Source organism: Roseateles sp. P2_H4 (assembly GCF_056403315.1).
Map to the genome: position 1 here is coordinate 155,485 of NZ_JBFUFR010000006.1, position 14,022 is coordinate 169,506.

Here is a 14,022-nt window from a genome sequence, read left to right on the forward strand (position 1 = left end):
ACACCGTCCTACCCAAGAGGTCCGACATGAAGAAACGCTCCCTGATCGCGCTGGCCCTGCTGGCCGCCGCCTCGCTGGCCCAGGCCCAGGCCCCCGAGTGGAAGAAGCTGCGCATCGGCGTCGAAGGCGCCTACCCGCCCTTCTCCGAGATCGGCCCGGATGGCAAGCTCAAGGGCTTCGAGATCGAACTGGTGCAGGCCTATTGCGCCGAGATGAAGGCCCAGTGCACGCTGGTGCAGCAGGACTTCGACGGCCTCATCCCGGCGCTGCAGTCGCGCAAGGTGGACGCCATCTTCGCCAGCGTCTCCATCACCGAAGAGCGCCAGAAGGTCGTCGCCTTCTCCAAGCCCTACTACAACACCCCCGCCCGCCTGATCGCCAAGGCCGGCGTGAAGCTCGACCCCACGGCCGCCGGCCTGAAGGGCAAGAAGATCGGCGTGCAGCGCGGCACGACGCATGAGACCTATGCCGCCGCCACCTTCAAGCAGAGCGAGATCGTGCGCTACAGCAGCCAGGACCAGGTCTTCCTGGACCTGAAGAGCGGCCGCATCGACGCCACGCTGATGGATTCGCCGGCCGGCGACTTCGGCTTCCTGAAGAAGCCCGAAGGCAAGGGCTTCGCCTTCTCCGGGCCGGCCATCATCGACGACAAGGTCTTCGGTGTCGGCACCGGTGTGGGCATGCGCAAGGCCGACGAGGCGACGCTGGGCAAGAAGTTCAACGCCGCCATCGACGCCGTGCAGGCCAACGGCACCTTCAAGAAGCTCGCCGACAAATATTTCGACTACGACATCGCGCCGCGCACCAAGCAGCAGTGATGCGACGCCGCTCCGCCCTGGCCGCGCCCCTGGCCCTCGCCCCCGCGGCGTGGGCCCAGGCGCCCCAGCGCCTGCGCATCGGCTTCGCCGTGGGCTATGCGCCCTTCAGCGAGATCGGCACCGACGGCCAGCTCAAGGGCTTCGAGATCGACGTGGCCCAGGCCCTGAGCGCCAAGCTCGGGCAGGCCTACACGCCCGTCATCCTGGAGTTCGACGGGCTGATCCCGGCGCTGCAGTCGCGCAAGATCGACGCCATCATGGCCTCGATGTCGATCACGCCGGAGCGCCAGCAGGTCATCACCTTCTCCTCGCCCTACTACTTCTCGCCGGCCCGCCTGGTCATGCGCGGCGACACCGGTACCGACGTCAGCCCGGCCGGCATGAAGGGCAAGCGCGTCGGCGTGGAGCGCGGCACCATCCATGAGCGTTTCCTGGCCGAACAGTTCAAGGGCATCCAGCTGCTGCGCTATGCGACGCAGGATCAGGTCTTTCTGGACCTGAAGTCGGGCCGGCTGGACGCGACGCTGGTGGACGCCGTCATCGCCCAGTTCGGTTTTCTGAACCACGCCGACGGCCGCGGCTTCGGCTTCGTCGGGCCCGATTTCGCCAGGGACCAGCGCTACTACGGCAAGGGCATCGGCGTGGGCCTGCGCAAGAGCGAAGCGACGACGCTGGGCCAGCGCATCGACGAGGCACTCGCCGCCCTGCGCGGCAGCGGCGCCCTCAAGACCATCAACGACCGCTACTTCAGCTTCGATCTCGTGAATCCCCCGCGCTGAGCGCAGCCTTCCCCTCTTCCCATGTTGTTGCACGGATTTCTTCCCAGCCTGATCGAAGGCGCCGCCGTCACGCTGGCGGTGGCCCTGTCGTCGCTGGCCATCGCCGTCCTGCTGGGTCTCGTCGGCGCCCTGGCCAAGCTGTCGCGCTCGCGCATCGCGAGAGGCCTCGCCGGTCTCTACACGACGCTGATCCGCGGCGTGCCCGACCTCGTGCTGATGCTGCTGATCTTTTATGGCGGCCAGCTCGCGGTCAACACCCTCGCGCCCAAGCTGGGTCACGACGACTTCATCGACATCGACCCCTTCATCGCCGGCGTGCTGACCATCGGCTTCATCTTCGGCGCCTACCTGACCGAGGCCTTCCGCGGCGCCTTCCTGGCCGTGCCGCCGGGCCAGCGCGAGGCGGGCCTCGCCTACGGCATGAGCCCGGGCCTGGTGCTGTGGCGCATCACGCTGCCGCAGATGCTGCGCCATGCGTTGCCCGGCATCTCCAACAACTGGCTGGTGCTCATCAAGAGCACGGCCATCGTGTCCATCATCGGCCTGTCCGACCTGATGACGCGCGGCAAGCAGGCCGCCGGCACGACACGCGAGCCCTTCACCTTCTACCTGGCCGTGGCCGTCATCTATCTCGTCTTCACCAGCGTCTCGGAACTCGGCTTCGCCTGGGCGCAGCGGCGCCTGGCCATCGGTACCAAGGCGGGGAAACTGTGAACTTCGACGCCGTCCTCGAGAACTTTCCGCTCTACCTCACCGGCCTGGTCACGTCGCTGCAGCTGCTGACGCTGTCATTGCTCGGCGGGCTGGTGCTGGCCGTACCGCTGGCCATCGTGCGCACCGTGTTCCTGGGCTGGCCGTCGCGGCTGGTCTGGCTCTACACCTATGTCTTCCGCGGCACGCCGATGCTGGTGCAGCTCTTCCTCGTCTACTACGGCGCGGCCCAGTTCGAGGTCGTGCGCGACAGCTTCGCCTGGCCGTGGCTGTCGTCCGCCACCTTCTGCGCCTGGCTGACCTTCACGCTGAACACGGCCGCCTACACGACCGAGATCATTGCCGGCAGCATCCGCGCCCTGCCCGCGGGCGAGATCGAGGCCGCCAAGGCCTTGGGGCTGAGCCGTGGCCTGATGCTGCGCCGCATCGTGCTGCCCGCAGCGCTGCGCCGTGCGCTACCCGCCTATGGCAACGAGGCCATCTTCATGCTGCACGGCACCTCGCTGGCCAGCACGGTGACGCTGCTGGACGTGACCGGCGCGGCCCAGCAGGTCTACGCCAAGTACTACCTTCCCTTCGAGGCCTTCATCACGGCCGGCGCCTTCTATTTCACGCTCACGCTGTGCCTGGTCGGGCTGTTCCGCTGGGCTGAAAACCGCTGGCTGAAACCCATGATGAGCCGTTGATCATGCAACCCACCCGCCACCCCCTGCTCTCCCCCGCCCCAGGCACCCAGCGCGAGCTGGTCTCGCTGCACTACGGCCAGGCCGGCGGCCAGAAAGCCTACATCCAGGCCTCCCTGCACGGTGACGAACTGCCCGGCATGCTGGTCGCCCACCATCTGCGCCTGCAACTGGATGCGCTGCAGGCCGCCGGCCAGATCAGCGGCGAGATCGTCCTGGTGCCCATGGCCAACCCCATTGGCCTCAGCCAGTTCATGCTGCACGCCCATCTGGGCCGCTTCGAGCTGACGACGGGCGAGAACTTCAACCGCCACTACCCCGACCAGATCGACGCCGTCGCCCAGGCCGTCGAATCGCAACTGGGCGCGGACGCGAATGCCAACGTCGCCCTGCTGCGTCGCGCGCTGAAGGCGGCCGTGCTGGCCAGCCCGGTCGACACCGAGCTTCAGTCCCAGCGTCGCACGCTGCTGAGCCTGTCCTGCGACGCCGACATCGTGCTGGATCTGCATTGCGACGCCCAGGCGCTGATGCACCTCTACACCGAGACGCCCTGCTGGCCCGATTGCGAGCCGCTGGCGCGCTTCCTGCGCTCGCGCCTGACGCTGCTGGCCCAGGACTCCGGCGACAACCCCTTCGACGAGGCCTGCTCCCAGGTCTGGTGGAAATGGGCCAGGCATTTCGGCGGCAAGTTCCCGATACCCCAGGCCTGCCTGTCAGTCACCGTCGAGCTGCGTGGCGCGGCCGATGTGACGCACGAGCTGGCCTCGGCCGACGCCAAGAACATCATCGACTTCCTGCGCTGGCGTGGCCTGATCACCGGCGACAAGCCCGCCGTGCCCGAGGCCGTCGGTGATGCCCGCCCGCTGGCCGGCAGCATGCCGATCAAGTCGCCGGTGGCCGGCGTGCTGACCTTCGTGAAAGAGGTCGGCGCCGAGGTGTTGACCGGCGAGGTGCTGGCCCATGTCATCGACCCCATCACGGCTGCGGTCACCGAATTGAAGAGCCCCGTCGACGGCCTGTTCTTCGCCCGCGACTTCCTGCGCTTCGCCAACGCCGGCATGCGCGTCGCCAAGGTCGCCGGCCGCGAGGCGCTGCGCACCGGCAAGCTGCTGGGCGCCTGAACGACGACAACAAGAACAACATGAGCGATATCCAACTCCAGGCCACCAACATCCACAAGCGCTTCGGCGAGCGCGAAGTGCTCAAGGGCATCTCCTTCGCGGCCAAGGCCGGCGACGTCGTCACGCTGATCGGCTCCTCGGGCTCGGGCAAGAGCACCTTTCTGCGCTGCCTCAATCTGCTGGAGCAGCCCAACGAGGGCGAACTCAGCCTGTGCGGCGAAAGCCTGAAGCTGGTGCGCGACCGCGACGGCAGCCTGAAGGCGGCCTCGCCCAAGCAGCTGCAGCTGTGGCGTGCCAAGCTGGCCATGGTGTTCCAGAACTTCAACCTCTGGGCCCATATGACGGTGCTGGAGAACGTCATCGAGGCACCCATCCATGTGCTGGGCAAGCCCAAGGCCGAGGCCATCGAGCGTGCCCAGGCCTTGCTCGCACGCGTCGGCGTGTCCCACCGCGCCCATGTCTATCCGGCCCAGCTGTCGGGCGGCGAGCAGCAGCGCGTGGCCATCGCCCGCGCCCTCGCCGTCGACCCCGAGGTCATGCTCTTCGACGAACCGACGTCGGCACTGGACCCCGAGCTGGTCGGCGAAGTCCTCAAGGTCATGCGCGACCTGGCCGCCGAGGGCCGCACGATGATCGTCGTGACCCACGAAATGGGCTTCGCGCGCGAGGTCTCCAACCACTGCCTCTTCCTGCACCAGGGGCGCGTGGAGGAGGAAGGCAACCCCAAGGAGATGCTGCTGCGCCCGCAGTGCGAGCGGCTGCAGCAGTTCCTCAGCGGTGGCCTGAAGTAGCGTGACGCTGCGCAGCCTGCTGTGGCGGGCGCTGGCCCTGCTGAGCCTGGTTCTCGGGCTCATCGGCATCCTGCTGCCGGTGCTGCCCACGGTGCCCTTCCTGCTGCTGGCTGCCTGGGCCGCCGGCAAGGGCTGGCCGGCGCTGGAGACCTGGCTGCTGAACCACACGCACTTCGGCCCTCACATCCGTCGCTGGCGCGAACGCGGCGCCGTGCCACGCCGCGCCAAGTGGCTGGCCAGCTTGATGATGCTGGCCAGCGCCACTGGGCTGGCAATGACGCCGTTGCCGCTGGCCGTCAAGATCGCCGTGCCGGCCGTGATGGCCGCCGTGGCGATCTGGCTTTGGCGCCGGCCTGAGGCCTGAGGCCTAGAACAACGTCTCGACGTCGCAGGCCAGGCGGTAGCCCTCGCCCCGCTCGGTCACCACCAGCCTGGGCTGGGAGGCGTCGGCCTCGATCTTCAGGCGCAGCCGCCGCACCTGGACGTCCATCGTGCGGTCATAGACCTCGGCCTCGTGCAGTCGCGACATGGACAGCAGTTGGTCACGCGACAGCACCCGCTGCGGCGCGCGACACAGCGCGCTGAGCAGGCTGAACTCGCCGTTGGACAACTCCACCAGCCCGCCCTGGGGCGACAACAGGCGGCGGGTGCGCAGATTGAGCTCCCAGCCCGCGAACCGGAAGGCACGCCGCGTGCCGTCGCGCTGCGGCAGCGTGGCCTGCACCTGGTAGCGGCGCAGCACGGCACGCAGGCGCGCCAGCATCTCGCGCGGACTGAAGGGCTTGGTGATGTAGTCGTCCGCGCCCAGCTCCAGGCCCATCACGCGGTCGGCCTCCTCGGAGCGCCCGGTCAGCAGCACGATGGGCACGGCGGCCCGCTCGCGCAGGGTGCGCGCGAGCTGCATGCCGTCCTCGCCGAGCAGCTTCAAGTCCAGCAGGACGAGGTCGATAGCCTCGCGTTCGAAGGCCTCGAACATCTCTGCTCCCGTCGCCCCGGTGCTGACGCGCATGTCGTTGTTGCGAAGGTACTCGGCAACCATCTCCCGGATCAGGGGATCGTCGTCGATGACAAGGATGTGAGGGGCGGCAGCGACAGACATCGGCGGTTGCGGGCTGGTGGACGCGGCCACTGTAGCGTGCAGCACCGCGTCCCCGGCTTGCATCAACGCCCGCTGCGGTGGCCGGCCACCTCGACCAGTTCTGCCGCGTGCACGACCCGCCCGCGGGCGTCGATGTCGATGTCGAACACCTCGCCGCTGGCGGCCTGCCCGGGCAGTTCGTAGGTCAGGGCCGTCACACCCTCCTTGACGAAATGGAACTCGTGCGAGGGCAGGCCCAGCAGGGTCTGCACGCGCGCCTGGCTCATGCCGGGCTGGATCATGGACTCCTGCGCGGGGCTGATGCCTTGAGCGCCCGCGGGCGCCAACACCAGGGCGAGGCTGTTCAGCAGGGAGGGCAGGAGGTACCGGGCAATGCGGTGTTTCACGTCAGACTCCAGTGTGCACGGGCCGACAGCTCCCCATGAGCCGGGCCTGGGTCGGGACTGTGCCGGGCCCGTTGGGGCGCTTGATGGCAACACCGGGACCGCTGTGTTGCAGATGTCATCCAGGCCACCTTGCCCTGAGGGGCTGACCACGGCCAGACTGCGGGCATGCGCCATCCCCTTGCCCCGCTCGTCGACAAGCCGGGGCCGCCGCCCTCATCCTGGGCTCCGTGGGCCCTGGCCTTCGCCGGCTGGCTGGTGCTGGCCGGCACGGCGGCGGCGGTGCTGTGGCATCTGCGCAGCGAGGCGTTGAACGCCCAGCGGCGCGAGCTGAGTGTGCTCTCCCAGGCCCTTACCGACGAGCTGGACCGCGGCCTGCGGGGCGCCGAGGAAGGCTTGCACGCCCTGCAGAACGAGTTGCGCGAGGCGCGCATGGGCCGCACAGGCCTGCTGTCAGCCCGGGAACTGCGCTCACGCGCCGACCTGATGCCCATGGTGCAGGACCTCTGGCTGCTGGACGACCAGGGTCAGCCCACGGCGCAGTCCGACGGCCAGGCGCTGCCCGCGCTCGACGGCTTTCTGCCCACGTTGCGCAGCCTAGAACCTGGCGCCATCGCCGTGAGCCGGCCGTTCACCATGCCGGGCGGCGGTGCCCCGTTGGTGGCCCTGGCGACGCACGGCGTGGATGCGCAGGCCCGCGCCGCCGGCTGGATCGTCGGCACCGTGCCGGCGCAGGGCCTCCTTGGCGCCTTCCCCGCGGCACTGCCGGCGCCGGACGCCCGCATGTATGTGTTCCGGCGCGATGGCGCCCTGCTCGCGAGCGTCAATGCGCCGCGGCCTCATGGCGACGAGGCCCTGACCGCGCAGACGCTGGCCCGGCATGCGGAACTCGAGCAGCGCCGCTTCCAGGACGGCAGCCGCCACCTCGTCGCGCAGCACACGGTGGGCCGCTACGGGCTGGTGCTGCTGGTGTCGCGTGACCTGGGCCAGGTGCTCGCCGGCTGGCGCGGCGTCGTGCAGCTGACGGTCGCGATCCTTGCGCTGCTGCTGCTGCTCGCGATGGTGGCCGTCCACCACGTGCTGCGCGCCGAGCGCCACCGCAAGATGGCCCGGCACAGCCTGGCCGCCCAGCAGTCCCGGGCCAGCAAGCTGGAAGCGCTGGGCACGCTGGCCGGCGGGGTCGCCCATGATTTCAACAATGTGCTGTCGGGCATCGTCGGCTACACCGAGATGGCCCAGGACGAGGCCCCGGCCGGCAGCACCCAGGCGCGTCATCTCGACAAGGTCATGCAGGCGGCCCTGCGCGGCAGACAGCTGGTGGAGCGCATCCTTTCGTTCAGCAAGGGCGGCGCCCGCAGCTCCAGCGTGTTCGCGCTGGAGCCCGTGATCGACGAGGTGCTGACGCTGCTGTCGGGCTCCTTGCGGCCCGGCATCGTGCTGGAGCGCGCGCTCGCGGCACCCGGTGCCAGGCTGCGCGGCGACTCGACGCAGGCCTTCGAGGCGCTGATGAACCTGTGCACGAATGCCATGCAGGCCATGCCGGACGGCGGCCAGCTGAGCGTGCACCTGGATCGCTGGCAGGCCCGCACACCCCAGGTGCTGTCGCACAGCCGGCTGCAGCCTGGCGACTACCTGCGCCTGAGCGTTGCCGACCAGGGCACGGGCATGTCGGCCGAGGTGATGGAGCGGCTCTTCGAACCCTTCTTCACCACGCGCGGCGCCCAATCCGGCACGGGGCTGGGACTGGCGGTGGTGCATGGCGTGGTGGCGGAGCTGGGCGGCGCCATCGACGTGCAGAGCGCGCCGGGCCAAGGTGCACGCTTCACGCTCTACCTGCCTGAATGCCTGGAGGCGCCGGGAGGCATGGCCGCCGCGCCGCGCGCGCTGGCGGCGGGCCAGGGGCAGCAGGTGATGGTGGTGGACGACGAACCTGAACTGGTGGGCATGGTCATGGAGATGCTGACCGGGCTGGGCTACACGCCGAACGGCTTTGTCGACCCGGCGGCGGCGCTGGAAACGCTGCTGGAACGCGGGCACGGCTACGCAGCCGTCATCACCGACGAGGTCATGCCCGGCCTGAGTGGCACCCAGCTCACGGCCGAAGTGCGCCGCCACCTGCCCGATCTGCCGGTGCTGCTGGTCAGCGGTTATGGCGGCGCGCTGCTGGCCCAGCGTGCGACCCAGGCGGGCGTGACTCGGCTGTTGGCCAAACCGCTGCAGCGGGCCGAACTGGCCCAGGCGCTGGCGCAGCTGCTGCCCTGATGATGCCGCGCCATTGCAACTGCAATATGAGGCGCCCAGTCGCGTCACAGAGCCAGCGACCCGACACCACACAGTCGCCAACATCGCATCACGGTGATGCGGTTGAGCTTGAAGGAGCCCCAATCATGACGATGTTCAACCTGAAGTCCCTGGCCGCGGCAGCGACGGCCTCCCTGGCCCTGCTGGCCTCAGTGGCCCATGCCGACGACGCCTACGTCGGCGCCAGCATTGGCGCGCCGCACTTCGGCCATGACGTCAACGGCGTCAGCGGCGACGACCATGGCGTGGCCGGCAAGGTCTACGGCGGCTACCAGTTCACGCCCAACTTCGCGTTGGAGGCGGGCCTGGCCACATTGGGCCGCCTCAAGGGCGACACCGGCAGTGTCAGCGCCCATGGCGAATTCCTCGACCTCGTCGGCCGCCTGCCGCTGGGGCATGAGGTCTCGCTGCTGGGCAGCGTCGGCGCCGACCATGTCCACTTCTCGTCGCCGACCGGCGGCGACGGCGGCGCCGGGCTCAAGCTCGGCCTGGGCGCCGAGTACGCAATCAACACGCAAACGACGCTGCGCGCCGAATACGAGCACTACCGCGCCAACGCCTTCGACGAGCGGCCCAGCGTGGGCCAGTTGACCGTCGGCCTGCGGCTGGGCTTCTGAACCGACCGGCCCACGCCCGTCCATCCATCGCGCCGAGCCGGCTCGGCAACCGGAGGCCCCATGCATATTGCTGAACCCAGGCGGGCAACGCGCGACCCGCGTCACGGGAGCATCTCGTGAACACGCCGCCGCAAGCCGGGCCGCACGGCCACGGCGAGGCCACACCGCAGGCCGACGCCGTGCTGCTGATTCATGTCACCGACCCACCGGTCGCCACGGGTGTGGCGGCCTGGTGGCGGCAGCTACGCGCCCACTACCTGCACGCCGCAGCGCCCGGCCAGCCGCCGACGCTGGAATTGCGCGTGCAGGACCGGCAGGGGCGCTGCGTTGGCCACCTCAACACCGGTGCTGCCGTCAACCGCCTGGTGCTGCCGGGCGGGCCCTACCTGGTCACGGCACGGCAGGGCAATGCAAGGCGCGGGTACTACCTCAGCTTGGCGCCGGGGCGTGAGTCCCGGCTGTTCGTGGACCTGAGCGCCGTTGAGAGCAGCGCAACGCCAGGCGGCGGGCCGCTCGATGACATCTGACTTACTGCCTGGCACGGGCTGCAATCTTGCGGTCCCGGATCGTCTTCAAGATGTCTGCACAGGCGAGGCGCTGCGATCCCGCAGCCGCCCCGGAGCCTGTCAAGTCACGACCACAAGGAGTCATCATGACGCTCGTACGCTTCTCCCCACCGTCCAGCGCGCTGCTGGCCATCGGCCTGTTTCTCGGCGCGGCTGGCGCCCAGGCTGCACCGGGGTACACGGTCGCTGCTCGCCAGGAGACGCTGGTCAGCGTCGGCATGAGCCAGGCCGACGTCCGGCAACTGCTGGGCCGGCCGCAGACCGACATCTCCTACCGCAATCAGCCGGGTTCGGTCTACACCTACCGCGTGGCCGGCATTGAACCGACGGTGTTCGAGATCGACTTCGACACCGATGGCAAGGTGGCTTCCGCCACCGAAGTGCCAGGAGACTCCGGCCACGGCCACCGTTGAAGGCGCGACGCCACCCCTCAGGCCGGCAGCAGGCCTCTATCCTTCAACATGGGCTCGACCACCGGATCGCGGCCGCGGAAGGCACGGAAGGCCTCGCCCGGCTCGCGGCTGTTGCCGGCCGAGTAGATGCATTCGCGCAGACGCGCGGCCACCGCCGTGTCGAAGACGTTGCCGGCCTCGACGAAGGCGTCGAAGGCATCGCAGTCCAGCACCTCGGCCCACAGGTAGACGTAGTAGCCCGCCGCATAGCCGGCACTGCTGAACAGATGCTGGAAGTGGGTCAACCGGTGGTTGAGGCCGACCTCGGCAGGCAGCTGCCACTGCGCCAGTGTGTCGCGCTCGAAGGCGACGACGTCGCTGGGTGGCTGCGGGGCCGAATGGGCCGCCATGTCGACGATGGCGCTGGCCGTGTAGCGCAGCGTCTCGTAGCCCTGGCCGAACTGGCGCGCCGCCTGCAGCTTGGCGAGCAGCGCGTCGGGCAGGGGTTCATCGGTCTGCCAGTGGCGGGCAAAGGTCTTGAGCACCTGCGGCTCGGCCATCCAGTGCTCGTAGAGCTGGGAGGGCAGTTCGACGAAGTCGCGCAGCACCTGGGTGCCGGCCAGGCGCTCGTGCTCGACGCTGGACAGCAGGCCGTGCAGGCCATGGCCGAACTCGTGAAAGAGCGTGCGCACGTCGTCGAAGCTCAGCAGCGTCGGCTCGCCGGCGGCACCGCGCGCAAAGTTGTTGTTGTTCAGGATGACGGGTGTCGCACCCAGCGCACGGCTCTGGTTGCGCATCGCATTCATCCAGGCGCCGCTGCGCTTGGTCGGCCGCGCGAAGTTGTCCTGCAGGAACAAACCCCGCACGGAACCGTCGGCATCGAAGACCTCGTAGGCGCGCACGTCGGCGTGGTAGCCGGCGAGGTCGGGCCTGGCCTTGAACTGCAGACCGAACAGGCGGCTGGCGCAGTCGAACATCGCGGCCACCATGCGGTCCAGCGAGAAATAGGGCTTGACCTCGGCTTCGTCGAGCTCGAAACGGGCGCGCTTGGCCTGCTCGGCATAGAAGCGCCAGTCCCAGGCCTGCAGTTCGTGGCTGGCGCCGGCGGCCGCCATGGCGCCCTGCACGGCTTCGCGTTCGCGGGCCTGGGCGGCCAGCGCCGGGTGCCAGACGCGCTCCAGCAGGCCCATGACAGCCGCCTGGTTGCGCGCCATGGTGTCTTCCAGCGCGTAGTCGGCATAGCAGGCATGGCCATGCAGCTTGGCCTGTTCAGCACGCAGCGCCAGGATCTCGGCGCAGATCTCGCGGTTGTCGGTCTCCCCCGTGTCATCGCCACGGCCGACCCAGGCGCGCCAGGCCTGCTCGCGCAGGTCACGCCGCGCACTGAAGCTCAGGAAAGGCACGATCAGCGACCGCGACAGCGTGATGACGTGGACGCCCTCTTCCAGGCCGCGGTCAATCGCCGCCTGGCGCGCGGCGGCGCGCACGAAGCCGGGCAGGCCGGCGAGTTCGGCTTCGGTCGTCAGCCGCAGCTGGTAGCCGTTCTCGGCGGCCAGCACGTTCTGCGCAAAGCGCGTGTTCAGCTCCGCCAGGCGGGCCATGACGGCGGCGTAGCGCGTGCGCGCTTCAGGCGCGAGGCGGGCACCGGCGCGCAGGAAGTCCAGGTGCACGCGCTCCAGCAGGCGGCGCTGCTCGGGCGTGAGGCCGAGCTGCTCGCGCTGCTCGAACAAGGCATCCATGCGCGCGAACAGGCCCTGGTGCATGTAGACGGCGCTGCCGTGCTCGGCCAGCGGCGCGGCCAGGGCGCGCTGCACGGCCTGCAGCTCCGGCGAAGTGGCCGAGGCGGCCAGCGTGTAGAAGAGATGTTCGAGGCGGGTCAGCTGGCGGCCGCTGGCATCGAAGGCAGCCACGGTGTTGGCGAAGGCTGGCGCATCGGCCTGGGCGGCGATGGCGTCGACTTCGGCGCGATGGGCGGCGAGCGCGATGTCGAAGGCGGGCTGGAAATGCGCGGGGGCGATATCGGCGAAGGGGGGCAGACCGTGTGGGCCGGCCCAGTCCTGCAGCAGCGGGTTGGTGCTCATGCGGAGTCCTCGGAAAACAAAAAGGGCCGCTCCCTKCTGGGGAGGCGGCCCGTGCGGCTGGCGTCAGCGGCCGGTGCGGATCACTTGCCCGCGGCGGCCTTTTCCTTGCGGATGGCCTTTTCGTCGTTCTCGTCGTAGGCCTTGTTCTGGCACTCGGCCTTCCACTTGTCGTTGGCGTCGAAGTGCTTCTCGGTGCGGTCTTCGATGGCCTTGAACTGGGCGTCCAGCGCGTCGACCTTGTCGGAGAAGGCCTTGCGCTTGGCGCCCTGTTCGGCGTCGGCGGCCTTCAGCGCTTCGATCATGGGGCCGAAGGCGGTTGCACGGGCCTGGTAGGCCTCGTTGCGGGCCTTGAGCTCGGCCTTCTCGAGCTTGGGGGCCTCGGCGGTCAGCGCCTCATGGGCCTTCAGGATGCCTTCGCGCTCGGCCTTGACCTCGGCCACCTGCTTGCCCAGCGTGGCCTCGCCGGCCTCGATGCTGGCCTTCTCGGCCTTGAGCTTCTCGGCGTTGGCCTTGTAGGCGGCCTGGTCAGCCTTGATGGCTTCGGACTCCTTGCTGTTGGCCTCCTGCTGGTCGATGCAGGCGCGCAACTCGTCGCGCGACATCAGCTTGGCCTTGGGCTTCTCGACAACCGGGTTGCTGACCTTGTTGTTCTTCGGGTCGACCTTGGCCTTGGTGTTGTTCGTGATCTGTGCCTGGGCGGAGACGGCGATGACCAGGACCAGCGGAAGAAGAATGCGTTTCATGAAGAGGGCGCAACCGGGTTGCGAAGGTTCAAAGCGGGAGGCGGAATGATGCCACGAGGCTTCGCCGCGATAATCGCCGGCTGCCCTTAGTTCCATTGGTTACCACCTACGCATGGCGCTCAAAGCCACCATCCACAAAGCCCAGCTCCAGATCGCCGACATGGACCGCCATGTCTACGGCGACCATGCCCTCACGATCGCCCGCCACCCGAGCGAGACCGATGAACGCATGATGATCCGCGTGCTGGCCTACGCGCTGAACGTCGCGGCCGACGACCTCAACGGCCGGCTCGAGTTCACCAAGGGGCTGTCCGACGTGGACGAGCCCGACCTCTGGCAGCTCGACCTGACGGGTGAGGTGCAGCACTGGATCGACCTCGGCCAGCCAGACGAGCGCCGGCTGATGAAGGCGCATGGCCGCGCCCGCCGCGTCAGCGTCTACAGCTTCGCATCCAGCACGCCGGTGTGGTGGAGCGGCATCGAGAACAAGCTGACCCGCGCGCCGCGCCTGGCGGTCTGGCAGATCCCGGCCGAACAGTCCCAGGCCCTGATCGCTCTGGCCGAGCGCAGCATGCAGCTGCAGATCAGCATCCAGGACGGCAGCATCTATGTGTCGACCGCCAACGCCTCGGTGGAGATCCACCCCATCGCCTTGAAGGTGGCCGGCGAATGACACCGCAGCACGAGCCTGAAGCCCAGCGCTTCACGCTGCCAACCACGCCTGTCAGCGTGCTCGACTATCAGCTGGGCAGCGGCCACGTCACCTTCACCCATACCGGCGTGCCGCCGGCCTACCGCGGCCAGGGCCTGGCAGCCCAGCTCGTCGAGGCCGGCCTGCAATGGGCTGCAGGCCAGGGCCTGAAGGTCGTGCCCGCCTGCAGCTACGCCCAGCTCTACATCCAGCGCCACCCCGAGTGGCAGAACCACATCGCCTGAA

Annotated in this window: 17 protein-coding genes; 13 read left to right on the forward strand and 4 right to left on the reverse strand. The window is 68.9% G+C overall.

Annotated elements, in window-relative coordinates; all coding sequences use genetic code 11:
* Positions 1-26: 26 nt before the first annotated feature.
* Genes AC1DW3_RS06780 through AC1DW3_RS06810 form a run of 7 tightly spaced genes read left to right on the forward strand, consistent with a single transcriptional unit; the run spans position 27 to position 5,267 of the window.
* Positions 27-818 carry an ABC transporter substrate-binding protein gene (locus AC1DW3_RS06780; RefSeq protein WP_477929834.1) on the forward strand — a complete coding sequence of 264 codons (792 nt, stop codon included), beginning with the start codon at positions 27-29 and terminating at the stop codon, positions 816-818.
* Positions 818-1,597 (forward strand): transporter substrate-binding domain-containing protein, encoded by a 780-nt coding sequence (locus AC1DW3_RS06785; RefSeq protein ID WP_477929836.1) that lies wholly within the window; start codon positions 818-820, stop codon positions 1,595-1,597. Before AC1DW3_RS06780 ends, AC1DW3_RS06785 begins: the two co-directional genes overlap by 1 nt.
* A 21-nt stretch (positions 1,598-1,618) precedes the next feature.
* Entirely contained in the window at positions 1,619-2,311 is a 693-nt protein-coding gene (locus AC1DW3_RS06790) for an ABC transporter permease (protein ID WP_477929838.1), read from the forward strand.
* Entirely contained in the window at positions 2,308-2,994 is a 687-nt protein-coding gene (locus tag AC1DW3_RS06795; RefSeq protein WP_477929840.1) for an ABC transporter permease, read from the forward strand. The genes AC1DW3_RS06790 and AC1DW3_RS06795 overlap by 4 nt, the downstream gene beginning before the upstream one ends.
* A 2-nt stretch (positions 2,995-2,996) precedes the next feature.
* On the forward strand, positions 2,997-4,112 hold the full coding sequence (locus tag AC1DW3_RS06800; protein ID WP_477929842.1) for a succinylglutamate desuccinylase/aspartoacylase family protein: 1,116 nt from the start codon (positions 2,997-2,999) through the stop codon (positions 4,110-4,112).
* Positions 4,113-4,132: 20 nt separating this feature from the next.
* The gene (locus AC1DW3_RS06805) at positions 4,133-4,903 is read left to right on the forward strand and encodes an ABC transporter ATP-binding protein (protein ID WP_477929844.1); all 771 of its coding nucleotides are present in this window, start codon (positions 4,133-4,135) and stop codon (positions 4,901-4,903) included.
* 1 nt (position 4,904) lies between these two features.
* Positions 4,905-5,267 (forward strand): YbaN family protein, encoded by a 363-nt coding sequence (locus AC1DW3_RS06810; protein WP_477929846.1) that lies wholly within the window; start codon positions 4,905-4,907, stop codon positions 5,265-5,267.
* A 3-nt stretch (positions 5,268-5,270) separates the two neighbouring features.
* Here AC1DW3_RS06810 and AC1DW3_RS06815 read toward each other — a convergent pair whose 3' ends face one another.
* Positions 5,271-6,002, reverse strand: coding sequence for a response regulator (locus AC1DW3_RS06815; protein ID WP_477929848.1), 732 nt, complete (start codon positions 6,000-6,002; stop codon positions 5,271-5,273).
* A gap of 62 nt (positions 6,003-6,064) precedes the next feature.
* Complete coding sequence (locus tag AC1DW3_RS06820) at positions 6,065-6,388, reverse strand: hypothetical protein (protein WP_477929850.1); 324 nt, start codon at positions 6,386-6,388, stop codon at positions 6,065-6,067.
* Positions 6,389-6,553: 165 nt separating this feature from the next.
* Between AC1DW3_RS06820 and AC1DW3_RS06825 the strand changes: the two genes are divergently transcribed.
* From AC1DW3_RS06825 to bamE, 4 genes are all read left to right on the forward strand, one after another.
* A complete protein-coding gene (locus AC1DW3_RS06825) occupies positions 6,554-8,647 on the forward strand; it encodes an ATP-binding protein (protein ID WP_477929852.1) in 2,094 nt (697 codons plus the stop codon).
* Positions 8,648-8,772: 125 nt separating this feature from the next.
* Complete coding sequence (locus tag AC1DW3_RS06830; protein WP_477929854.1) at positions 8,773-9,303, forward strand: outer membrane beta-barrel protein; 531 nt, start codon at positions 8,773-8,775, stop codon at positions 9,301-9,303.
* A gap of 116 nt (positions 9,304-9,419) precedes the next feature.
* Positions 9,420-9,830 (forward strand): hypothetical protein, encoded by a 411-nt coding sequence (locus tag AC1DW3_RS06835; RefSeq protein WP_477929856.1) that lies wholly within the window; start codon positions 9,420-9,422, stop codon positions 9,828-9,830.
* Between the two features lie 125 nt (positions 9,831-9,955).
* Positions 9,956-10,282, forward strand: coding sequence for an outer membrane protein assembly factor BamE domain-containing protein (bamE, locus tag AC1DW3_RS06840; protein ID WP_477929858.1), 327 nt, complete (start codon positions 9,956-9,958; stop codon positions 10,280-10,282).
* A 17-nt stretch (positions 10,283-10,299) separates the two neighbouring features.
* Here the strand turns inward: bamE and AC1DW3_RS06845 are convergent, their stop codons facing one another.
* Together AC1DW3_RS06845 and AC1DW3_RS06850 are read right to left on the reverse strand one after the other, a co-directional pair.
* Positions 10,300-12,342 (reverse strand): M3 family metallopeptidase, encoded by a 2,043-nt coding sequence (locus AC1DW3_RS06845; protein WP_477929860.1) that lies wholly within the window; start codon positions 12,340-12,342, stop codon positions 10,300-10,302.
* Between the two features lie 80 nt (positions 12,343-12,422).
* On the reverse strand, positions 12,423-13,085 hold the full coding sequence (locus AC1DW3_RS06850) for a hypothetical protein (RefSeq protein ID WP_477929861.1): 663 nt from the start codon (positions 13,083-13,085) through the stop codon (positions 12,423-12,425).
* A gap of 112 nt (positions 13,086-13,197) precedes the next feature.
* On the opposite strand from AC1DW3_RS06850, the gene AC1DW3_RS06855 reads away from it, so the two are divergent.
* Both AC1DW3_RS06855 and AC1DW3_RS06860 read left to right on the forward strand, forming a co-directional pair.
* A complete protein-coding gene (locus AC1DW3_RS06855; protein ID WP_477929863.1) occupies positions 13,198-13,758 on the forward strand; it encodes a YaeQ family protein in 561 nt (186 codons plus the stop codon).
* Entirely contained in the window at positions 13,755-14,021 is a 267-nt protein-coding gene (locus tag AC1DW3_RS06860; protein ID WP_477929865.1) for a GNAT family N-acetyltransferase, read from the forward strand. Before AC1DW3_RS06855 ends, AC1DW3_RS06860 begins: the two co-directional genes overlap by 4 nt.
* Position 14,022 lies beyond the last annotated feature (1 nt).